Consider the following 22,110-nt stretch of genomic DNA (forward strand, 5'->3'; position numbering starts at 1 on the left):
CCCGGGCGGGTCGGCGGGGCTTCTCGCCCCCCCCCAAGCGTCGGGCCAACTTGGTGCCGGGGCCGCCTCCGTTGTCCGCCCCCCCCCCGCGCCGGCCCCACGAAAAGGCAGCAGCGCTGCTCGGCGGCGAGGCGCGCGCAATCCTGCGGGGCGCTCACGCGGCACTGGCCACGGTTTCGGACTGGTCTGCCGCCTCGGCGGAAGCCGCGATCCGCGCCTATGCGCAGGCTGGCGGCCACAAACTCGGCGCCGTGGCCCAACCTTTGCGCGCCGCGCTCACCGGCAAAAGCACCTCGCCAGGCGTCTTCGATCTGCTAGCCGTGCTTGGCCGCGAGGAAAGCCTGGCGCGGATCGCCGATCAAATCGATTAGGAAACTGGCCCAAGAAGATTGGCATTGAAAGGTGTGTTTCGCAGTGCAACATTGGGTCTTGGCCTAATCTGGCGCGCAGATTCAATTGCGGGCGCAAATGTGCGTATTCCGATGCTTTGGACGTGTTGGGTTCAGATATTTTTGCTTTGCCGGCCTGAGGAATCAAAAAGGAGTTTGCTATGACCGAACCTGCGACAAAAATGGAATTTGGCGGCAAAACCCAAGCGTCGACGGCAAAACTGGAACTCGGCGGCAAAACCCATGAACTCAAGATACGAAGCGGTTCGGTAGGACCTGATGTCATCGACATCGGTTCGCTCTATAACACCACCGGCGTTTTTACCTACGATCCCGGCTTTACGTCGACGGCAAGCTGCGAATCGGAAATCACTTTCATCGATGGCGATGCCGGCATTCTTTTGCACCGCGGCTACCCGATCGACCAGCTGGCCGAGCACGGCGACTTCCTCGAAGTCTGCTATCTCTTGCTCTACGGAGAACTGCCGACCAAGGCACAGAAGGACGATTTCGACTACCGGGTGACGCGCCACACCATGGTGCATGAGCAGATGTCGCGCTTCTTCACCGGCTTCCGCCGCGATGCGCATCCGATGGCGGTGATGTGTGGCGTGGTCGGCGCGCTGTCGGCCTTCTATCACGATTCCACCGACATCTCGGACCCCTATCAGCGCATGGTCGCCTCGATGCGGCTGATCGCCAAAATGCCGACGATCGCGGCGATGGCCTATAAATACCATATCGGCCAGCCGTTCATTTATCCGAAGAACGAGCTGAATTTCGCAGCCAACTTCCTGCATATGTGCTTCGCCGTGCCTTGCGAGGAATACAAGATCAACCCGGTGCTGGCGCGCGCGATGGAGCGTATCTTTATCCTGCACGCCGATCACGAACAGAACGCCTCGACCTCGACCGTCCGCCTGGCCGGCTCGTCGGGCGCCAATCCCTTTGCCTGTATCGCCGCCGGCATCGCGTGTCTGTGGGGCCCTGCACATGGCGGCGCCAATGAGGCAGCCCTGAACATGCTGGGCGAGATCGGCCATGTCGATCACATCCCGGAATTCATTGCGCGCGCCAAGGATAAGAACGATCCGTTCCGATTGATGGGCTTTGGCCACCGCGTTTACAAGAACTACGACCCGCGCGCTAAGATCATGCAGAAGACCGCGCATGAGGTCCTGGGCGAGCTCGGCATCAAGGACGATCCGCTGCTCGACATCGCCATGGAGCTGGAAAAGATCGCGCTGACCGATTCCTATTTCATCGAGAAGAAGCTCTATCCGAACGTCGATTTCTATTCCGGCATCACGCTGAAGGCGCTGGGCTTCCCCACCACCATGTTCACCGTGCTGTTCGCGGTCGCCCGCACCGTCGGCTGGATCGCGCAGTGGAAGGAGATGATCGAGGACCCGCACCAGAAGATCGGTCGCCCGCGCCAGCTCTATACCGGCGCGCCGGAACGGGACTACGTGCCGATCGCGAAGCGGTGAATGGTGAATGGTGAATGGTGAATGGTGAATGGTGAATGGTGAATGGTGAATGGTGAAGCGGAGCGCAACTCCCTGTCCATAGCAAATACTATTTACTATTCACCATTCACTACCTACTCCCCACCATCCCCATCACCACCCCCGCAGCAATCTCGCCTGACGGCTTGTCGGTCACCATGCGCCCGGCGATTTCGGCAAAACCGTCCTTCTGCCAAGCGCGGTAGGCGGTATCGGAGAACAGCGCCTCCAGCTGCCGCGCCAGATAATGCGGCCGCACATACTGGTTGTAGTGTTCCGGCACGACCGGCCGGTCGGCGATGAGGTTGGGCAAGGCTGCACTCCACACTTTGATGAGCCCCTGCGCCATGCGCATGACCGGATCGAGCCGGTAGCAGGAGATCATCGGCACACCCGCCAGCGCCAATTCCAGCGACACCGTTCCCGATGCGATCAGCGCCGCATCGGCCTTGCCGAAGGCCTGCCATTTGCGTTCGGCATCGAGGATGATCTCCGGCTTCTCGTCCCAGCTTGCCACCGAGGTCCTGACCAGGTCGGCGACGTGCGGCACCGTCGGCAGCAACAGGCGCAGGCGGTGCCCGCGCGCCCGCAGGATCGACACCGTCTTGCCGAACGGCCCGACCAAGCGTCGCACCTCGCCGCGACGCGAGCCGGGCAATACAAGCAACGTTTTCACGCGGTCGGCGGACAGGTCACGCGGCTGCGCCTGCGCCTTGGCGGCACTAACTATACCCGGATCATGTGCAAGGCGATGCCCGACATAGGTGCCGGGCGGCCCCCCTAAGCGAGCGAGTTCCTTCACCTCGAACGGCAGGATGCAAAGAATGTGGTCGACATACGGCTTCATCGCCGCCGCCCTGCCCGGCCGCCACGCCCACACGCTGGGGCAGACATAGTGAACGATCGGGATCGTCGGATCGACGGCACGCACCTTCTTGGCGACGCGCAACGAGAAATCCGGACTGTCGATGGTGATGAGGCAGTCGGGCTTTTCGCCGGAAATCGCGTTCGCCGTCTGGCCGATCCGCCGCATCAAGCGCGGCAGGTCGCGCAGAATGGCGCTAAGCCCCATCAGCGCGATCTCGCTGCCGTCGAACAATGGCGCCAAGCCGAGCGCCTGCAAATGGCGACCGCCGATGCCGACGAGCCGAACCTCGCGCCCGGTCAAGCGCTTGAGCGCCTGCACAAGGTCGGCGCCAAGCAGGTCGCCGGACTCCTCGCCGGCGACGACGGCTATCTTCAACGGCCGCTCATTCGCCATGCGCCGGCTCCGCAGCAGGCAGGCCGATCACGAACAGGCCGAGTGCATTGGCACGCCCGATGGTGGCGGGGCCTTCGAGCACCAGCGAGCGGCCGGCTTCGACGGCAATGCCGGCCAGTCCGGCGGCATGCGCCGCCTCGACGGTCAGCGGGCCTATGGAGGGCAGATCGGCACGCAGTTCCTGACCGGGCTTGGCGCATTTGACCAGAACACCGCGGCTCCGGCCCGCCAGCCTGCCGTGCCCGCGTAACTGTTTTGTTCGCTCGAGCAGCCCGTCTGTGCCTTCGACGCCTTCCAGCGCGATGGCGCGGCCGCCGACCGCAACGGCCGCCTGGCCGATATCCAGCGCGCCGATGGCTTTTGCCGCCGCATGCGCCGCCTCGATGTCGCGCCAGTCGGATTTGCGGGGCGCCGCCTTGGTCAGCAGGCCTTCGGCGGCTACCAGTTCCGGCACGATCTCGTGAGCGCCGACGACCTTGATGCCGCTGCGCTCGATCCTGCGCACGAACAGTTTCAGCACGGTGTCGTCGCCCCGGGTTACACCGACGAGAAGGCTGGGTAGCCAGGCGAGCAGGCCTAAATTGAGGCGCATGGCGCTCAGCCTGGGGCGGCGCGTGATATGACCCGCGGTTACCAGATGCGTAACGTGGTGCCGCTTGAGCATCGGCAGCAGCGAGCCGACGTCTTCCAGCCTCAAGGTTGCCTGCTCATAGGGCTCGAAATCAGCTATGCGGTCGACCTCGCCCGCCGCCATCACGACGAAGGGAGATTTGCCTTGCCGGGCGAGCGCTCGGGCAATTTCGACCGGGAGACTGCCGCCGCCAGCGATGATGCCGACCTTGGCATCTTGCGCGAGATCAAGGCCCTTTCCGGCAGCCTCAATCTTCGTCATCTGCCCTCAGTCTTGATCATCGGTATCGTCGCCGTCGCCACCCTTGAGCGACGGCACGGCATAGTGCCGCTTGCCGCGACCGGCGATGAAATCGACGATCTTCATGGCGGTCGGCGACGAGGCGAATTCCGCTTTGGCGAACTCGATGTTTTCGCCGACCGTCCGAGAGCGATCGAAGATCGTCTTGTAGGCTTTGCGCAGCAAGTGGATCTCGGAACGCGGCAGTCCGGCGCGCTTCAGGCCAATGATGTTGAGGCCGCGAAGGCTGGCGCGGTTGCCAACCGCGATGGCGTAGGGAATGACGTCGCCGACGATCGCCGAGCAACCGCCGAGAAAGGCGTTGTCGCCGATGCGGACAAACTGATGAACCGCGGTAAGGCCGCCGATGTAGACATTGTCGCCGACCTCGCAATGGCCACCTAACGTCGCCTGATTGGCGAAGGTGGCATTCTTGCCGACCACACAGTCATGGGCGATATGGGCATAGGCAAGGAAGTTGCCGTTGTCGCCGATCGTCGTCTCGCCGCGGCTGGAATCGGTCCCGAGATGCATGGTGACGCCTTCGCGGATCGTGCAGTTCTCGCCGATCACCAGCGTGGTACGGCCGCCCTTGTGCTTGGTGTTCTGCGGCGGCCCGCCCAGTATCGCCATCGGATAGACCTTTGTCGATGCACCGATGGTAGTCGCGCCCATCACCGAGACATGGCTGACCAGTTCGACGCGGTCGCCGATCACGGCGTCGGGGCCGACGTGGCAGAAGGGCCCGATGCGGGCGCCTTCGCCGATTTGGGCGCCTGCCTCGATGACCGACGATGGATGGATGACTGTCTGTATCTTCATTAGCATTCGTTTATCAGCCGCTTGCGACCATCATCGCCGAGATCTCGGCTTCCGCCGCCTTGGCGCCATCGACGAGGGCCTCGCAGGCGAATTTGAGAAGATTGCCGCGTTTCTTGATTTTCTTCACATGGATTTTCAACTGGTCGCCTGGAACGACCGGCTTGCGGAATTTGGCGTTGTCGATGGTCAGGAAATAAACCAGCGATGGCTTTTCCGTTCCAAGGCTGCGGATGCAGATGGCGCCGGCCGTCTGCGCCATCGCTTCGATGATCAGCACGCCGGGCATGACCGGCTGGTCCGGGAAATGACCCTGGAAATGCGGCTCGTTTATGGTGACGTTCTTGATGCCGATGGCGGATTCGTCGCCGTCTATGTCGACGATACGGTCGATCATTAAGAACGGATAGCGGTGCGGCAAGAGCTTCATCAGCCGCATTATGTCAACCGCTTCGAGCGTCGCCGCTGCGATGTCAGCCATTTCCCCCCTCACCCTGTTTGCGCGTCCGTGCAAGTCTGCGCAAGGCCGCTATCTCGCGCATGGCTTCCGCCATCGGCTGCGCCGGATATCCTCCCCAAATCTCACCTGCAGGCACATTGCTCATAAACCCGCTTCTTGCGGCAAGCTTGGCCCCGGATCCGATGGTCAAATGATCCGCAAGGCCGACGCCGCCGCCCATGGTGACGTTGTCGCCCACCGTCACGGACCCGGAAATACCCGAAAGCCCGGCCACTATGCAATTGCGGCCGATGCGAACGTTGTGCGCGATCTGCACCAGATTGTCGATCTTGGTGCCCTGGCCGATGATCGTGTCGGACATAGCGCCGCGATCGACAGTCGTATTCGACCCGATCTCGACGTCATCCTGGATAATAACGCGGCCGATCTGCGGAACCCGCTCCGGACCTTTGGCGCCGGCGACGAAGCCGAAGCCATCCTGGCCGATCCTGGCACCGCCATGGATGATGACGCGATTGCCGATCAACGCATATTGTACGCTGGCACCTGGACCGACATAGCCGTCGCGGCCGATCTGTGAGGAAGGACCGATAACCGCATGCGGGGCAATGACGGTTCCGCTGCCGATGGCGGCGCGCGGCCCGATGACCGCGCCTGCTTCGATGATCGCACCGGCCTCGACATGGGCGGTCGGATCGACATGGGCGTGCGGCGAGATACCGGTTTCGCCGGTCATCGGTCCAGGCGTCGCAGCCGCCGGGAAAAGCAGACGCCCGACCATTGCGAAAGCCTGCTGCGGGCGCGGATGCACCAGAACCGCAATGCCCGCCGGCGCCTTGCCGGCAAATTCGGCAGGGCAGAGAACCGCTGCCGCCCGCAGTGACTGCATCAGCGCGAAATTGCGCCTGCCATCGACGAAGACAAGTGCGTTCTCGCCGCCTTCATTGGCAGGCGCCAGAGCCTCGATCGATACATCGGAGAGACCGGAATCGACAAGCGTCGAACCGGTCAGATTCGCGACTTCGCCGGCCGTATACCGGCGTGAGGGCGCGAAGAACACCGGATCGGTCATTCCAGAAGCAATATCCAGCTAGCGCATGACCCCGAAAATCGGAAATCGATCCTCGGAAAGGATCATGCGCAAATCAAAGTGCTACAGCGTCCTTTGCTCGTCCGATAGGACGCGCCGCGCTGTAGTGTCGGATCACCGTCTTCCGGATTCAAACGACCCGGAAGCATCGTTACCCGCGCATCAGAAGCGGGTCGATATACCGAAGTTGAATTCCTGCACGTCGTCGGTCTTTTCCTTCTTGACCGGGATCGCATAGTCGATGCGGATCGGGCCGAAGGGCGACGCCCACATCAAACCGACGCCGACAGAGGCGCGCCATTCCATGCCGGTCGTCGACTGATTGACGAGATTGGAGGCAATCTTACTGCCGTAGAGCGTTGCCGCGTCAGCGAAGACCGCACCGCGCAAACCGAAGCTTTCCGGGATGACCGGCAGCGGGAACTGCGCTTCCGCCGAGGCATTGAAGTAGGTGGTGCCGCCGAGATGGTCATTGCTGTTGTCCAAAGCAACCGGGCCGATCCCGCCGTATTCGAAACCGCGGATCATGCGCTCGCTGCTCTGGAAATGGTCGAAGACACGCAGATCGCCGCTGCCATATCCCTGGACATGGCCGGCGCCGCCCGAAATGAGACCCACCAGATCCAATTGTTCGGACAGCGTCTGATAAATGCTGCCGCGCGCCGTGACCTTGATGAACTTGGCATCGCCGCCGACGCCGGCCACTTCCGTGCCGACATTGGCATAAATACCGTCATGCGGGTTCTTCATGTCGTCGATGGTATTGTAGATCAGGCCGAGGCTGACCGAGGACTTGAGCCATGGGCTCTCTTCAACGCCGTTTACGATCGCCTGGGAGACGTCGCAGGTGCCACCATTGATAATGGGAACGCAGCCCTCGTCGAACTCGTACTTCTCTTGCGCAATGTTATACGCCAGCTGCGTCGTGATATTGTCGGTGATCGGCAGCCCGAAGCGAACGGTCGCGCCTGTCGTGTCGCTGTCGTAATGGTCGTAGTTTCGGCTCTGCTTGTAGATGTCGAAGCCGGCCGCGATGCGGCGCCCGAGGAAATAGGGTTCGGTGAAAGAGAAGCTGTAGTCGCGCGAGTTCTTGCCACCGCCCGCCGCCACCTTGATGAATTGGCCGCGACCGAGGAAGTTGCGCTCACTGACGGAGCCTTCGACGGACGGACCTGACGTTTCACCGCCGCTCGAATAACCGGCGCCGACCGTGAACTCACCGGTCGATTTCTCGACCACATCGACCACCAGCACAACCTGGTCCGGCTCAGAACCCGGAACGGTGGAAATTTCGACTTTTTCAAAATAATCGAGCGCTTCCAGCCGCCTCTTCGCGCGCTGGATGAGGACCTGATTGAAAGCGTCGCCTTCGCTGACATCGAACTCGCGGCGAATGACGTAGTCGCGCGTCCGATCGTTGCCGCGAATCTCGATGCGCTCGATATAGGCCTTGGTACCCTGGTCGACCGTATAAACGACCGAGATCGTGTGGTTCTCGAAGTTGCGGTCGCCGCGCGGTGTCACCTGGGCGAAGGCATAGCCGGATCCAGCGACCTTTTCGGTCAAGGCGATGATCGTGTCCTCGACGTTCTTGGCGTTGTAGACATCGCCCTTGTGGGTCTCGACCACCGATTCAAGCGACTTGCTGTCGACCTCGGGGATCGTGCTTTCGACGCTGACATCCCCGAACGTATAACGCTCGCCCTCCTGCACCGTGATGGTGACGGTGTATTTGTTGGTGGTGTCGTCGAGCTCGCCGACAGCCGAGACGACCTGGAAGTCGGCATAGCCGTGATTGTAATAGAAGCGGCGCAGCAGCTCCTGGTCGGCGCGCAACTTGTCCTCGTCATAGACGTCGTCGCGCAGCACGAACGAAAGGAAGGACGAGCGCTTGGTGGAGATGATGTCCGACAGCCGGCGGCTCGAATAGGCGCTGTTGCCGACGAAATTGATCGCCGCGATCTGGGTGCGGCCGCCTTCGTTGATGTTAAAGACCACGTTTATGCGGTTGTCGCCGAGATCCATGATCTGGGTGGTCACGGCGGCGTCGTCGCGGCCGATACGCCTGTAAGCGGCCTTGACCGCCTCGACATCGGCATCGAGCTGCTGTTGCGAAAAGGTGCCGCGAGGCTTCAATTGCACCGCGGCTTCAAGCGCGTTGTCCTTGAGCTTCTTGTTGCCCTGGAACAGCACCTGGTTGACGACCTGGTATTCGGAAACCTTGATGACCAGCGTCGAGCCGACCTGGTTGATCTGCACGTCCGAAAACAGCCCGGTGCCGAACAGCGCCTTGACCGCATCGTCGATGTCCGAGCTGGAAAACGCCTTGCCGGGCTTGATCGGCACATAATTGCGGATGGTGTCGGCGTCGACACGCTGATTGCCGGTGACTTCCACTCTTGAGACGACAGCCGCTTCGGCGGCCGATGTGGCAACGAACTGCACTGCGAGCGCGCCTGGCACAACCAGAGCGGCGGACATAGCCACCGCGGACGCGGCGCTCAGAAACTTGGATGCTGCCTTCATCGGGCTTTTGTACCTTTTCTCGAAGTCCCCACGGCGAGAAAACCGGACGTGCGGTAATTTCCCCTACCGTATTAACCGGATTTTCCCTACACGCAAGGCTTCTGGTTAATTTGTATTTACTTAACCCTGTGGCGTGGCTTTCGCGTCACGCATATCCCCACGCATGGTAAACGGCGTCTCAACATTGCTCGCGCTGAAGCCAAATTTCTTCATGATTTCAGCACCCAAACAGATCGTTCCAGAAAACAAAGCCCATGAAGCCGAGCACCAGGATGAGGCCACTCCGATAAGCCATTTCCATCATCCGTTCGGACACCGGCCGCCGGATGACAGCCTCCACGCCGTAGAACAGAAGATGCCCTCCGTCGAGGGGGGGAATCGGCAGAAGGTTCAGAATCCCTATCCCGACTGACAGGAATGCAACAAGCTGCACCAGCCATTCAAAGCCGAGCTTTGCCGCCTGACCCGACATCTTGGCGATCTTGATTGGGCCGCCCAGCTGGCACTTGTCCTCGCGACCGACAACGAAACGCTGCAGGAACTGACCGGTGCGCTGGATGACGTGTCCGGTTTCCTGGACCGCTGCCCCGACCGCCCCGGCCGGACTGTAGGTGATCAGCCGCGGCTGGCCGAGTTCCTTGTTGTTGACGACGCCGATCACGGCCACCTGGACCTTGTTACCCAGTGCGTCTTGTTGTTCCATCAAGCGCGGCGTCGCCGTGACGGTGATTTCCTTGCCGCCGCGTAGCATGACGAAGGTGATGCTGTCGCCGGCGCGGCCAGAAACCAGACGCTGGACGTCGGCAAAGGTCTCGACCTTGCTGCCGTCGACGCTGACGAATCGGTCGCCGGGCATGATGCCGGCCGCCGCTGCCGGACTGCCGACGGTGACCTCAGCCACCATCGGCTCCAGCACGGGCCGGCCATGGACGGAAAACAGCACGGCAAAGACGGCGATCGTCAGCAGGAAGTTGAACAGCGGCCCCGCCACGACCGTCGCCGCGCGCTTCCAGATCGGCTGCGTGTGGAAGGCGACCTTGCGTTCTTCGTCGCTCAGCGCCTCGACCTCCTCCGAGCTGAGCTGGCTTGACGTCGCGTTCATGTCGCCGACGAACTTGACGTAGCCGCCGAGCGGTATGGCGCAAAGCTTCCAGCGGGTGCCGCGGCTGTCGTTGAAGCCGATGATCTCAGGGCCGAAACCGATCGAAAAGGCTTTTGCGCCGATACCGCACCAGCGGCCGACGAGGTAATGGCCCATTTCGTGGACGAACACGACCACGGTCAGCACGAACAGGAAAGGCACCAGCGTGCCGAGGACAAAGCCCTCCGTGCTGAAAACCGCGTGAAGAATCTCGTTCAATTCATACCTCAAATTCATCCACGGCGCAGGTACGCCGCGACTGTGACATCAATCCAGGCGAATCCATGGCGCAGCCCGCGCCGGCCCACCGACGATGCCGCTCAAACCGGAAACAGCCCCTGTGCCGGATGATCGGCGGTCGCGGAAATCCAGCCGATGACGTATAGGGCGAAAGCCGCCGCGACAAGCCCGTCGACCCGGTCCATGATGCCGCCATGGCCGGGTATCAGCGTGCCGGAATCTTTGTGGCCGTGGCGTCGCTTGACCCATGATTCGAACAGGTCGCCGGCCTGCGCGACGATCGAAAGCACCAGTGCGACCACGCCAAGCACGACGAGGTTGCCCGTTCCGGCGACGGCGGCCAGAAGCAGCCCGGCCACCACGCCGCCGACCGCTCCGCCGAGCGCCCCGCTCCGCGTCTTGCCCGGCGAGATCGACGGCGCCAGCCTTGGACCACCGACGGAGCGGCCGACGAAATAAGCAAAAATGTCGGTCGCCCAAACCACGGCGAACAGGAAGAGAATGGCCAGCAGCCCGGAACGGTCGCCGTCACGCAAGAAGGCCAGCGACAGGCCCGACACGGCCGCATAGGCGAGGCCGGATGCTTCCCACCGTCCTGCCTTGCGCATCGATGCCGCGATGGCAGTGACAGCAACCAGAGCCGCGACGAGCGGCAGCAGCAAAGACGCAGGCAGGCCGGCGATGAGGGCACCGACAAAGACCACGATCAGCGCTTCGGGCAGAAAGCCGAGACCTTTCGTAGCATTAACACCTGCCGGGGCAACAGGGCGGCTCATCCGCGTCCACTCGTAGAAGATCACCGCCGCCATGGCGGCGCAAAGCAGCCGGAAGGGCAGTCCGCCGAGCCACGTCAGGCCAAGCGTGACGACGGCAAGCACGACGGCCGAAATGACGCGAAGCTGAAGGTTGCTCATCCCTCAGCCTGAGGCGACGTCTTGGGCGGCAAGTCCGCCGAAGCGGCGCTCGCGGCCGGCGAAATCGCGCAGTGCATCGGACAGGTGCTCGCGACTGAAGTCGGGCCAGTAGCAAGGCAGGAAAACGAGCTCGCTATAGGCAGCCTGCCATAACAGGAAATTCGACAGCCGAAGCTCGCCGCTGGTGCGGATGACCAGTTCCGGATCCGGAATGCCCTCTGTATCGAGCGAGCTGGCAAAGGATTCGGCCGTGATCGCCTCGCTGTCGATCTCACCGCGCGCCACCGCCGCGGCGAGCTTGCGCGCCGTGCGCACGATCTCGTCGCGCCCGCCATAATTGAAGGCGATGACCAGCGTCAGCGCCTCGTTGCGGAGAGTGAGCGTTTCGGCTTCTTCGAGCAGGCCTCTTATGTCGGGCTGCAGCCCTGCCCTGTCACCGATGACCCTGATCCGCACCCCACTCTGGTGCAGCTCGGCCAGATCGCGTCGGATGAAAAGTTTCAGCAGGCCCATGAGGTCGCTGACTTCGGATTTCGGCCGTGACCAGTTTTCCGACGAGAAAGCGTAGACGGTCAGGAAGGAGATGCCGAGGCCGGGGGCGGCGCGCACCGTCTTGCGCAGCGCCTCGACGCCGGCACGGTGACCGGCGAGCCGCGGCAAGCCGCGCGCCTTGGCCCAGCGTCCGTTTCCGTCCATGATGATCGCGACATGCGCGGGCGTTGCCATGTTCTCGCTTCCGGGCCAGCCTTGGCCAGACCCTAGACCTGCATGATTTCCGCTTCCTTGTCGGAAAGCAGGTGGTCGATGGTGCTGATCGTCTCGTCGGTTAGTTTCTGAACCTGGTCGGCCCGTTTGCGGTGGTCGTCCTCGCTGATGTCGCCGTCCTTTTCCGCCTTCTTCAGAAAGTCCATGCCGTCCCGGCGAACGTGACGCACGGCGACGCGGGCATTCTCGGCATAGCCGTGCGAGATCTTGACCAGCTCCTTGCGGCGCTGCTCGTTGAGTTCGGGCAACGGGATCCTGAGATTGGTTCCGTCCACGATAGGATTGAAGCCGAGATTGGATTCACGGATGGCGCGATCGACGGCGCTGACCATCGACTTGTCCCAGACCGAAACCGAGATCATGCGCGGCTCCGGCACCGACACGGTTGCCACCTGGTTGATCGGCATGGCGGTGCCGTAGGCCTGCACCTGGATGGCGTCGAGCAGGCTGCTCGACGCGCGGCCGGTGCGCAGCGAAGCCAGATCATGCTTGAACGCGGCGATCGCCCCGTCCATGCGCCGTTTGAGATCGTCGTATTCGCCACTCATCATCGTCTCCTCGACCCGTTAGCCCGGGTTCACTGCCTTGAGGGTAAAACCCTGTTCGAGGCTCAATCCGCGAACCGGTCCCTTTTTCGGGTTCATGGTCCGGATTAATCGTCGGCGACAACCGTGCAATGGCCGCCGCCACGCAGGATATCACCGAAACCACCCTTCTCGTGGATTGAATAGACGATTATCGGAATGTTGTTTTCGCGCGCAAGTGCAATCGCCGCCGTATCCATGATCGAAAGCCCGCGTTTTATGACTTCGCCATGGCTGATGCGCTCGAAGCGTGTCGCATCCGGGTCCTTCTTGGGATCAGCCGAATAGACGCCATCGACCTGGGTGCCCTTGAACAGCGCATCGGCGCCGATCTCGGCCGCGCGAAGGGCTGCAGCCGAATCGGTGGTGAAGAACGGATTGCCGGTGCCGCCGGCGAAGATGACGACCTTGCCTTGGTTCATGTAGGCGGTTGCCTGACGTTGCGAAAAACTTTCGCAGAGCTCGGGCATGGCGATCGCCGATAGCACCACGGCATCGACGCCGATCTTATTGAGCGAGGTGCGCAGCGCCAGCGAGTTGATGACCGTGGCAAGCATGCCCATATGGTCGCCGGTGACGCGGTCGCCGCCCTTTGATGCAACGGCAACGCCGCGAAAGATGTTGCCGCCGCCGATGACGACGCCGACCTCGATGCCCAAGGCGCGGGCCTCGGCGATGTCGGCGGCTATACGATCGACCACCGACACATCGATGCCGAAATGCTGCTCGCCCATCAACGCTTCGCCCGACGCTTTCAGCAAGACACGTCGGTAGAGGGGCTTCACCGTCATCTGGTCCTCATCATTGTGCGTGTGACGCTTGGGGTGGCTCCCTCGCGCAGGCGCTGCCCCGAGACATTGGCGTTCCGATACACGAAGGGCGCCCCCCGTGGACCCGGCGCCCGCACCAGAAAACTCTCTTCCAGCCTTTAGCTTACACCGGCAAAAGCACCTTGCATGAGCAGGTCCGGCATGTAGCCAGCCGGCTTGTCGCCGACTGCCTGACCTCCGGTAAGGCCGCCCTGTATTTCCGAGCCGAAGAACGAATACGGAAAGGGTGTGATTGGCCGGCTCACCGCATCGAGCCGTGCCCGAAGCTCCTGCGCAATGTCGAAATCGAGCGCGCCGAGATTATCCTTGAGTTGATCCAGCTTCGTCGCACCGATGATCACGGATGCAATGCCGGGCTGGGTCGCAGCCCAGTTCAAGGCAACCTGAGCCATGCTGCGGCCGAGCTGACCTGCGACCTTTTCCAGCTCGGCGACGATCTCCCAGTTGCGATCATTGAATTTCTGGAAACCGGGATTGGTCGAGCCGCGCATCGTCTCCAGCCTGCCACCTGCCTTGTTCAACGTATCGGACCGGTATTTCCCACTGAGCAGGCCGCTGGCCAACGGGCTCCAGACCATTATACCCGCACCGTAGCGCGTGCCGAACGGCACGAATTCGTGTTCGATGTTGCGCTCGGCCAGCGAGTATTCAAGCTGAAGCGCCGAGACCGGTTCATAGCCGCGATGCTCGGCGACCGCCTGGGCCCGGCTGGCATACCAGGCCGGGACGTCGGAGAGGCCGACGTGACGGATCTTTCCGGCGCGGACCAGATCGTCCAGCGTCCGCATCACCTCCTCCGGAGGCGTCAGCCTGTCCCAGGTATGGAGGATATAGAGGTCGATGTAGTCGGTACCGAGCCGCTTCAGCGAACCGTCTACCGCCCGCAGGATGTTCTTGCGGCCGTTGCCGCCGGCATTCGGATTGCCGGTTCGGCGTTGCAGGTGAATTTGGTGCTGATCACCGCCTTGTCGCGCAGCCCACGCTCGGCGATGAATTCGCCGAGCCAGGTTTCGGCCGTGCCACCGGTATAGAGATCGGCGGTATCGAAGAAATTGCCGCCGGCTTCGACATAGGCATCAACCAAGGCGCGCGCGGTTTCCTTCTCCGCGCCCCAGCCCCATTCCGTGCCGAACGTCATGGTGCCGAGCGCCAGGCGAGTGACACGCAGCCCGCTGTTGCCGAGCGTGTAGTAGGACATGGTCATGGATTTTCTCCTGAAATTTGAAAAGCGGGATTGAGGTCTTGGCTGGGATACGCAGTCAGGCCTTGGCCAGCGCATCGACCACCACCTGGAACCGGCGCGGATCGAAATAATCGTGGTAGGCGTTGATCGGGCTCTTCTCGAAGCGGAAGGCCGCGATATTGCTGTTGGTGTATTCAGTGCCGCCGATCAGCACCGCGCGGTTCTTGTGCCCAACGACGATCGCGTCCGAATCCGCTGCCGGATAGATGGCTGTCAGCTGCGGATCGAAGGATTCGAAATTGTCGAAGAGGCGTCGGAAGGCGGCCAGGATCGCGACCTTGCCATCGATGCTGGTTCCAAATCCTGCCGGCGGGTAGAAGACAAGGATTCGGTCAGCCCAAAGGTTGCCCCATGCCTCGATGTCCTTGCGGTGCATCAGATCAAAGAATTTACGCACGGTCTCGAGATTACGGGTTTGTTCGGAATTGAGGTCGGTCATCGGACGTCTCCGTGGCTGTTCGGCGATTGCCGTGGACCGCGATCTGCTTAGCCACCTACCTATCATCGTCGCCGTCGCGCGGCGTGGCGCCTTCGCCTCGGCGGCGGCAGAACTCGGCATGAGTCCATCCGCTGTCAGCCACGCGGTGCGGCTGGTGGAAGAGCGGATCGGCCAGCCACTGTTTGCCCGCACCACGCGCAGCGTGGCACTTACAGAGGCCGGAGAAGCGCTTGTCGCCGCGGCAGAACCGGCGCTGGAAGACATTACCGACAGAATCGAGCGCATTCGCTCGGTGAAAGGCAGAGCGAGCGGACTGCTCAAGATCAACGTGCCGCGTGTGGCGCTGCCTCTGGCGCTGATGCCCATCCTGACGGCGATGGCGGAGCGTTACCCTGACGTGACGGTGGAGATCGTCACCGACGAACGTCTGAGCGATATCGTCGGCGAGGGTTTCGACGCCGGCATCCGGCTGGGCGAGATGATCGCTGAGGACATGGTGACGGTGCGGCTGACTCAGCTGTTCCGGACAGCCATTGTCGCCTCTCCGGCCTATGTCGGCCGCCACGGAAAGCCGCGAACACTTGCTGATCTCTCCACCCACAACTGCATCCGCTATCGGCTGTTGCGATCACGTGCGCTCTACCGTTGGGATCTGTCAGACCAGGGCAAAGATATCAGCGTCGAGACGCGCGGCAGCGTCGTCGTCACCGATCCCCTGTCGGCGCGCGACATGGCGTTAGCCGGGATCGGCCTTGCCTATCTGTTCGAGCCGCTGGTGAAGGCCGACATCGGGGCCGGCCGGCTGGTCGAGGTATTGCGCGACGCCTCGATCGACGAGCCGGGGCTGTTCCTCTATTTCCCGCGCCGGGCGGCGATGGCGCCGAAGCTGAGGGCCTTCATCGACACCGCGCAAGAAATCGGCCGGGCATCCTCGCGGACACCCGGCCGTAAAGTCTTTTCAGAAAGATAGAGCGCGGCTTACTTCTTGACCGCTGCCGCGACTTCCGCCGCGAAATCGGTCTCTTCCCTCTCGATGCCTTCGCCGAGCGCGAAGCGCAGATAGGCTGATATCTTGGCCGGCGCGCCGATGTCGTTCTCGGCATCCTTCAGCGCCTTCTCGACGGTGATGTCGGGATTGAGCACGAAGGCTTGCTTGAGCAACACGACCTCTTCGTAGAACTTGCGCAGACGACCCTCGACCATCTTCTCGATGATCGCTTCCGGCTTGCCGGACTGGCGCGCCTGGTCGGCGAAGATCGCCTTCTCGCGCTCGACCGCAGCCGGATCGAGCTGTTCCGTCGTCAGCGCCATCGGGTTCGTGGCGGCGACATGCATGGCGACCTGGCGAGCAAAGGCGTTGGCGGCCTGCGCGTTGCCCGACGTCTCGATGGCGACCAGCACGCCGAGCTTGCCAAGGCCGTCGGCAACCGCATTGTGGACGTAGGTTGCAACAGCGCCATGCTCAATGGTGAGCTTGGCCGAGCGGCGGAAGCCCAGATTCTCGCCGATGGTGCCGACGGCATCCTTGATGGTCTCGGCGACCGACTTGCCCGAGCCCGGATAGGGAGCTGCGGCGACGGCCTCGGTCTTGCCGCCATAAGCGAGCGCGACCTTGGCGACGTTGGCAACGATCTCCTGGAAAGCGGCGTTGCGGGCAACGAAGTCCGTCTCGGAATTGACCTCGACGATCGCTGCCTCGCGGACGCCGGAATCGACGCCGATCAGGCCTTCGGCAGCGGTACGGCCAGCCTTCTTGTCGGCCTTGGAAATGCCCTTCTTGCGCAGCCAGTCGATGGCTTCTTCCATGTTGCCGTTGGTCTCGTTCAACGCCGCCTTGCAGTCCATCATGCCCGCGCCGGTCAAGTCGCGGAGTTCTTTGACCTGTGCAGCCGAAATGCTCATTGTCGCCTCTTTGTCTAAATGCACCGACGCACCATCGATTCTCGATGATGCGCCTGGCGCCAGTAGCGCTTAACGCGCCAACATATTGGAAAGATGAAGGCCGCAGCCGGCCTTCGCTATTATGCTTCCGGGGTCTGGGCGGCCGGGGTCTCGGCCGGGGTCTGATCGAGCGCCGGCTCGACCGGAGCCTCGACCGACGCGCCGATATCGACACCGAGCGCGCCCTGCTGACGGGCGATGCCGTCGATAGCTGCCTTGGCGATCAGATCGCAATAGAGCTGGATGGCGCGGGCCGCGTCGTCATTGCCGGGGATCGGGAAGTCGATCTTGTCCGGATCGCAGTTCGAATCGATGATGGCAACGACCGGGATGCCGAGGCGCTTGGCCTCGAGGATGGCGATCGCCTCCTTGTTGGTATCGATCACGAACATCAAATCGGGCGTCGAGCCCATGTCCTTGATGCCGCCCAACGCCTTGTCGAGCTTCTCGCGCTCGCGGTCGAGGTTGAGGCGCTCCTTCTTGGTCAGGCCCTGGGCCTCGCCGGCCAGCATCTCGTCGAGCTTGCGCAGGCGCTGGATGGAATTCGAGATCGTCTTCCAGTTGGTCAGCATACCGCCGAGCCAACGCGAATTGACATAATACTGCGCCGAGCGCTGCGCGGCATCGGCGACGATGTCGGACGCCTGGCGCTTGGTACCGACGAACAGCACGCGGCCGCCCTTGGCAACAGTGTCGGAAACCTGCTTCAGCGCCTGGTGCAGCAAAGGCACGGTCTGCGAGAGGTCGATGATGTGGATGTTGTTGCGGGCGCCGTAGATGTAGGGCGCCATTTTCGGGTTCCAGCGGTGGGTCTGGTGGCCGAAGTGAATGCCAGCTTCCAAAAGCTGACGCATGCTGAAATCAGGCAGTGCCATTCTTGAGTATCCTTTCCGGTTAGCCTCCACGGACACAGGCATTTCTGGACTTTGTCCTCGAACGCCACCGGAGGTTTCAGCCGGATTTCTCCCGGGCAGACACCAAAGTCCGTGTGTGGAATGAGCGCGCATATAAAGGGGATGCGCGACAAACGCAAGCGCTGCAGCGTCTTGCGGTTCAGCGTGCGGCGATCAGCGCACCGGTGTCATGATCGCATCTTCCCCTTCGGCACCCGCACACGCCGGAAAACAGCTACGATCTCTTCGCGGCTGCACTCGATAGCGCCGAGCCGCACCGCGCGGTCGCGCTCGAACCCGGTTATGTCATAATGCGGCGCCGATGTCTTCGGCGGCCCTTGATAGGACGAGCGCTTGATGCCGAGCTGCGCGGCGAAGCGATGCAACTCGTCGGTGTCGTCTGCCAGCAGATGACACCAGCGGTGGCCGATCCATTTCCAGATCGCCGCATCGACATAGACCGCCATGAGGCTTGCCGCACTCCTTCATCTTGCGCCAACCAACACGCCGCTAACGATGATAGAAGGGATTGGTATAGAAAATGAAGCCGCCGCCGGCCTCGAGTTCCACGACGGTCCTGGTGACGGTCTCCTGCATGCGGTCATGCAGTTCGGCGAGTGCCTCCTCGACGGAGCCTTGATAGGCGTGCAGCCCGAGCGGCTCCGGTACCCGGATATGAGCGCAGCGTGGGCCTGCCGGCTGCGGCACGAAACGGTTGAGCGTATCGCGCAGCGTACCATTGCAATAATCGTTGCGGATCCGCTTCAAATGCTCTGCGATCTCCTCCTGCGTGATGCGCGGATTGGCTGAAGCCCACGGTCCGACGGGCTGCAGGCGCTGGATCGTATCCGCCAGCGTTCGGACCTGCTTCCGGCTTCCGGTATCATCCGTGTTTTCCCGCAGCCAGCGGCGCGACCGGCGCAAAAGCTCGGCACTGTCGAGCGTGCCGGCGTCGACCGAAACAAGTTCAGCAAGGCGACGGCCGAGTTCCGCGAGCAGGTCCTTCTGACGTGCGTCATACGAAGCCCGCTCATCTTGTCGCAGGCCATGTGCAGCCTCATCGCGCGACAGCAGCGTCGCGTAGATATGATGGACGCGCTCCGGCAGCGTATCGGCGGCACGGCGTTCGATCTTCAGGCTGCGCTCGATATAGCCGCATTCCTTTGCCAGCGCTGCCTCGACATCCCCTGTGAAAGCGAGCTTCCATATCACGGGCGCGATCCAAACCTTGAAATCCGGATCCGTCAGCCGGCCGCGCTTCAGCGCTTCGAACCCCATCTCGACCGCGCCCGGCAGCAGCGGGGCAACGATGTTGGCATGCCAGCCGACGCCGCCTTCGGGATGCAGGAGCACGCCCTGCCCTTTCAGCGCCCAGGCCACCGAATGTTCCTTGGCCGCCCCGCTATTGCCCGGAATTTGTGCGATCAGATTGTTGGCCAGCCAGAATTTCTGCATCAGCCGGCCAAGCCCGTTGACGACGCCATGCGTGGCCCAGGATGCCGCCAGCGGGCTTACCCGGGAGACGACCTCCTTGTCGATCATCCAGTCGGTAAAGAACTCCGGATGGTTGGGCGTGATGAACGTCGCCTTGCCCGCGCCGCAACAAGTCTTCAGCCTTTGCCGGTCATCCTCCGGAAAATCGATGTGGCGGACATTGGCGACGCCGCGCAAGCCGGCCAGACGGTTAAACGGCAACAGGTCGCGAAACCCTGGAATGCCGTGCAGCATGACAATCCGGTTGACGAATGTCATGGCCTTGATCAGCGCCGCATTGGGTCGCGGCGCCACGAACACATCGATCCTGCTCAACCTGCTCCCCCCGGCGCCTACCGTCGTAAAACGTTGATATGCAATTGCGGCATGCTCAAGTCGGTGCAACATGCCCCGCAAGATCAAGCGCCACTATCGCGGAGAGCAGCCGGCGGCAGCTTGCCGTCGGTTCGAGCTCATTTCGGCGGGCAGGTCTTTGGCTGATCGAACAGCGACAGATTGACCAGCTTGCCGGTCATCGAAAAATCGTTGTAGTCCATCACGAGATCGCGCGTGATGCCATTCTGGTGCAGCTTGAAGCTGATCCGGTATTCCGGCACCTCTTCACCGCCTTTGTCGGTATCGTCGAAATAGGCGATGTCGACCGGCCAGTATTTGTCGGTGGCGAGCTTGGCCAGCGCCGGCGCTTCCGGATCGGTCTTGTCGGCATCGGCTTGCTTGCCGACGACGACGGTGGTGGTCATCACCTTGTTGGCATCCTCCGAGCCGTCGAACAGGTTGGTTTCGTAGAAACGTTCGCCCTTTTCCGCCTTGCCGATCATTTCAACCATTTGCTGGGTCGGGAACTGGGTCGCGGCGAGTTCCAGGCTGTTCTTCTCGGGCTTGTCGATTTCGACCTTGAGACCATTGGCCTCCTTCGTTGCGGTACCTTTGACCTCCTTATCGAGGTTCTGGTCGACAAAGGACTTGTTCACGAAGGAGAAGGTCTTGCCCTCGGCATCCTCGAAGGTGGTCATCTGCTGATCGGTCAGCCTGGTGTTGTCGCTGGTGACGATCTGGGTGACCAAACGGAACTTCACCGTATAGCCCTCGCAGGGCGAGCCGTTGAACTCGTAGACCATGCGGCCGGTGATGCCGGTGATCCCCGAGCGATCCGACGCCTTGTCCAGGGTAATATCATAGACGGCACGATGCGCCTGCAGCGCCGGCACCGCAAAAGCGGGAGCCGCCCAGGAAGCCGCTGTCAGAAGAACGGCGTGGAATGCGAGGCGCGTTGCGCGCATAGGGTGCTCCGATCATCGCGGCTAATGGCAGGCCGCATGGAAAGATAGTCCAGCTTAAAAAAAGTCGTGGCGGAAGCGAGGCAAAAATAGCAATTTCGGCCCGGCCTGCGCGGCGCCTTCAAGCAATAGGGAAATAGCATGAGCGAAACAATCGAAAAGCGACTAAGCGATCTCGGCGTGACGCTGCCGGCCGCCGCCGCGCCCGCCGCCAATTACGTGCCCTATTGCAGGTCAGGCAATCTGCTGTTCACCGCGGGGCAATTGCCGCTCATGGAGGGCAAGCTCCAGACGAGCGGACTGCTTGGCCGCGATGTCGACACCGCAACCGGCAAGGAAGCCGCAAAATACTGTGCGATCAACATATTGGCGCAGGCCAGGGCGGCACTTGGCGATCTCGAGAAAATCCAGCGCCTGGTGAAGATCACCGTCTTCGTCGCCTCGGCGCCGGACTTCGTCGAGCAGCATCTGGTTGCCAACGGCGCCTCCGATTTTCTCGTCGCAGTGCTCGGCGATCGCGGCAAGCACGCCCGCTCCGCCGTCGGCACCGCCTCCCTGCCGCTTAATGCCGCAGTGGAAATCGAAGCGATCTTCGAAGTCGAATGACCGGGACTGCGACCATGACCGATCTTTCCTGGCTGACTGCCCGGCCCGTCGCCCATCGCGGCCTGCACGACATGAACAAGACGCGGTGGGAGAACACGCTTCCCGCCTTCGCCGCGGCAGCCGAGCGCGGCTACGCGATCGAATGCGACGTCCACCTGTCATCCGACGGCGTCCCCGTCATCATCCACGATGGCGATCTGCGGCGGCTGACCGGCGAGGACGGCTTCGTCTGGCAGCGTACGGCTGCCGAAATCACGGCGCTGAAGGTCGGTGGCACCGCCGACCATTTGCCGACGCTGCAGCAGGCGCTTGATCTGGTCGACGGCCGTGTGTCGATGGTTGTTGAGCTGAAAGGCGCTGCCGGGCACGACGAAGGCCTGGTCGAAAGCGTCGGCAAGATGCTCAAGCGCTACAAGGGCAAGACCGCGATCATGTCGTTCGACCATTGGCTGATCCGCGATTTCCCGAAACATGCGCCCGGCATACCTGGCGGGCTGACCGCCTATGGCAAGGACAACCAGCTGATCGAGGCGCATTTCGCCATGCTGGCGCATGATATCGCCTTCACCTCCTACGCCGCCGGCGACCTGCCGAACCGGTTCGTCTCGTTCGTACGTGAAAGGCTCGGCATGCCGGTGATCACCTGGACAGTGCATGATCAACCTGCCATCGACCTGACCTTCAGATTTGCCGACCAGATGACGTTCGAAGGATTTGAGCCCGATCTTGTACGGCTCGCTTGAGCGGGCTTGTATGGGTCCGCAGCGAGCTTAAGTAAGC

The 22,110-nt window shown here is 62.1% G+C and carries 21 protein-coding genes and 2 pseudogenes; 5 read left to right on the forward strand and 18 right to left on the reverse strand.

Annotated features, from left to right (window positions below):
* Positions 1 to 371 (forward strand): annotated as a pseudogene (locus NKI85_RS20365) (glutamate--tRNA ligase); the annotation flags it as partial.
* A 179-nt stretch (positions 372 to 550) separates the two neighbouring features.
* On the forward strand, positions 551 to 1,879 hold the full coding sequence (gene gltA, locus NKI85_RS20370; protein ID WP_352523587.1) for a citrate synthase: 1,329 nt from the start codon (positions 551 to 553) through the stop codon (positions 1,877 to 1,879).
* Between the two features lie 109 nt (positions 1,880 to 1,988).
* Here gltA and lpxB read toward each other — a convergent pair whose 3' ends face one another.
* The 13 genes and pseudogenes from lpxB to NKI85_RS20435 all read right to left on the reverse strand — a co-directional run bounded on the left by lpxB (position 1,989) and on the right by NKI85_RS20435 (position 15,119).
* A complete protein-coding gene (gene lpxB, locus NKI85_RS20375) occupies positions 1,989 to 3,158 on the reverse strand; it encodes a lipid-A-disaccharide synthase (RefSeq protein ID WP_352777657.1) in 1,170 nt (389 codons plus the stop codon).
* Positions 3,148 to 4,050 carry an LpxI family protein gene (locus tag NKI85_RS20380; RefSeq protein ID WP_352523583.1) on the reverse strand — a complete coding sequence of 301 codons (903 nt, stop codon included), beginning with the start codon at positions 4,048 to 4,050 and terminating at the stop codon, positions 3,148 to 3,150. The genes lpxB and NKI85_RS20380 overlap by 11 nt, the downstream gene beginning before the upstream one ends.
* A 6-nt stretch (positions 4,051 to 4,056) precedes the next feature.
* The gene (gene lpxA / locus NKI85_RS20385; protein WP_352523581.1) at positions 4,057 to 4,890 is read right to left on the reverse strand and encodes an acyl-ACP--UDP-N-acetylglucosamine O-acyltransferase; all 834 of its coding nucleotides are present in this window, start codon (positions 4,888 to 4,890) and stop codon (positions 4,057 to 4,059) included.
* Positions 4,891 to 4,903: 13 nt separating this feature from the next.
* Positions 4,904 to 5,368, reverse strand: coding sequence for a 3-hydroxyacyl-ACP dehydratase FabZ (gene fabZ, locus NKI85_RS20390; RefSeq protein WP_023674942.1), 465 nt, complete (start codon positions 5,366 to 5,368; stop codon positions 4,904 to 4,906).
* Positions 5,361 to 6,419: a UDP-3-O-(3-hydroxymyristoyl)glucosamine N-acyltransferase gene (gene lpxD / locus NKI85_RS20395; protein WP_352523580.1), complete on the reverse strand. Its 1,059-nt coding sequence runs from the start codon at positions 6,417 to 6,419 to the stop codon at positions 5,361 to 5,363. The genes fabZ and lpxD overlap by 8 nt, the downstream gene beginning before the upstream one ends.
* 180 nt (positions 6,420 to 6,599) lie before the next feature.
* Positions 6,600 to 8,963, reverse strand: a complete 2,364-nt coding sequence (gene bamA / locus NKI85_RS20400) for an outer membrane protein assembly factor BamA (RefSeq protein ID WP_352523577.1) — start codon at positions 8,961 to 8,963, stop codon at positions 6,600 to 6,602.
* Positions 8,964 to 9,180: 217 nt separating this feature from the next.
* Positions 9,181 to 10,323 (reverse strand): RIP metalloprotease RseP, encoded by a 1,143-nt coding sequence (rseP, locus tag NKI85_RS20405; protein WP_352523575.1) that lies wholly within the window; start codon positions 10,321 to 10,323, stop codon positions 9,181 to 9,183.
* Between the two features lie 101 nt (positions 10,324 to 10,424).
* Complete coding sequence (locus NKI85_RS20410) at positions 10,425 to 11,258, reverse strand: phosphatidate cytidylyltransferase (RefSeq protein WP_352777662.1); 834 nt, start codon at positions 11,256 to 11,258, stop codon at positions 10,425 to 10,427.
* A 3-nt stretch (positions 11,259 to 11,261) separates the two neighbouring features.
* A complete protein-coding gene (locus NKI85_RS20415) occupies positions 11,262 to 11,984 on the reverse strand; it encodes an isoprenyl transferase (RefSeq protein ID WP_352508486.1) in 723 nt (240 codons plus the stop codon).
* A gap of 32 nt (positions 11,985 to 12,016) precedes the next feature.
* Positions 12,017 to 12,571 carry a ribosome recycling factor gene (frr, locus tag NKI85_RS20420; protein ID WP_084642476.1) on the reverse strand — a complete coding sequence of 185 codons (555 nt, stop codon included), beginning with the start codon at positions 12,569 to 12,571 and terminating at the stop codon, positions 12,017 to 12,019.
* Positions 12,572 to 12,675: 104 nt separating this feature from the next.
* Positions 12,676 to 13,398: a UMP kinase gene (gene pyrH, locus NKI85_RS20425; protein ID WP_352777664.1), complete on the reverse strand. Its 723-nt coding sequence runs from the start codon at positions 13,396 to 13,398 to the stop codon at positions 12,676 to 12,678.
* A gap of 137 nt (positions 13,399 to 13,535) precedes the next feature.
* Positions 13,536 to 14,641, reverse strand: a pseudogene (locus NKI85_RS20430) (aldo/keto reductase).
* A 55-nt stretch (positions 14,642 to 14,696) separates the two neighbouring features.
* Positions 14,697 to 15,119: a nuclear transport factor 2 family protein gene (locus tag NKI85_RS20435; protein ID WP_352777666.1), complete on the reverse strand. Its 423-nt coding sequence runs from the start codon at positions 15,117 to 15,119 to the stop codon at positions 14,697 to 14,699.
* A 31-nt stretch (positions 15,120 to 15,150) separates the two neighbouring features.
* Here NKI85_RS20435 and NKI85_RS20440 point away from each other — a divergent pair, with 31 nt between their 5' ends.
* Entirely contained in the window at positions 15,151 to 16,089 is a 939-nt protein-coding gene (locus NKI85_RS20440) for a LysR family transcriptional regulator (RefSeq protein WP_352777669.1), read from the forward strand.
* A gap of 8 nt (positions 16,090 to 16,097) precedes the next feature.
* On the opposite strand, the gene tsf is transcribed toward NKI85_RS20440, so the two are convergent.
* The 5 genes from tsf to NKI85_RS20465 form a co-directional block, all read right to left on the reverse strand.
* The gene (tsf, locus tag NKI85_RS20445; protein ID WP_352777671.1) at positions 16,098 to 17,021 is read right to left on the reverse strand and encodes a translation elongation factor Ts; all 924 of its coding nucleotides are present in this window, start codon (positions 17,019 to 17,021) and stop codon (positions 16,098 to 16,100) included.
* Between the two features lie 119 nt (positions 17,022 to 17,140).
* On the reverse strand, positions 17,141 to 17,935 hold the full coding sequence (gene rpsB / locus NKI85_RS20450) for a 30S ribosomal protein S2 (protein ID WP_352523562.1): 795 nt from the start codon (positions 17,933 to 17,935) through the stop codon (positions 17,141 to 17,143).
* Between the two features lie 206 nt (positions 17,936 to 18,141).
* Positions 18,142 to 18,420: a DUF4031 domain-containing protein gene (locus NKI85_RS20455; protein WP_352523560.1), complete on the reverse strand. Its 279-nt coding sequence runs from the start codon at positions 18,418 to 18,420 to the stop codon at positions 18,142 to 18,144.
* A 43-nt stretch (positions 18,421 to 18,463) separates the two neighbouring features.
* Positions 18,464 to 19,762 (reverse strand): lysophospholipid acyltransferase family protein, encoded by a 1,299-nt coding sequence (locus NKI85_RS20460; protein WP_352777674.1) that lies wholly within the window; start codon positions 19,760 to 19,762, stop codon positions 18,464 to 18,466.
* A gap of 137 nt (positions 19,763 to 19,899) precedes the next feature.
* Positions 19,900 to 20,727 carry a cell envelope integrity EipB family protein gene (locus NKI85_RS20465; RefSeq protein WP_352523557.1) on the reverse strand — a complete coding sequence of 276 codons (828 nt, stop codon included), beginning with the start codon at positions 20,725 to 20,727 and terminating at the stop codon, positions 19,900 to 19,902.
* A 138-nt stretch (positions 20,728 to 20,865) separates the two neighbouring features.
* On the opposite strand from NKI85_RS20465, the gene NKI85_RS20470 reads away from it, so the two are divergent.
* Both NKI85_RS20470 and NKI85_RS20475 read left to right on the forward strand, forming a co-directional pair.
* A complete protein-coding gene (locus tag NKI85_RS20470; RefSeq protein ID WP_352523555.1) occupies positions 20,866 to 21,330 on the forward strand; it encodes a RidA family protein in 465 nt (154 codons plus the stop codon).
* Positions 21,331 to 21,344: 14 nt separating this feature from the next.
* Positions 21,345 to 22,073 carry a glycerophosphodiester phosphodiesterase gene (locus NKI85_RS20475; RefSeq protein ID WP_352523553.1) on the forward strand — a complete coding sequence of 243 codons (729 nt, stop codon included), beginning with the start codon at positions 21,345 to 21,347 and terminating at the stop codon, positions 22,071 to 22,073.
* Positions 22,074 to 22,110 lie beyond the last annotated feature (37 nt).

Source organism: Mesorhizobium sp. M0571, assembly GCF_040320985.1.
Lineage (GTDB): Bacteria > Pseudomonadota > Alphaproteobacteria > Rhizobiales > Rhizobiaceae > Mesorhizobium.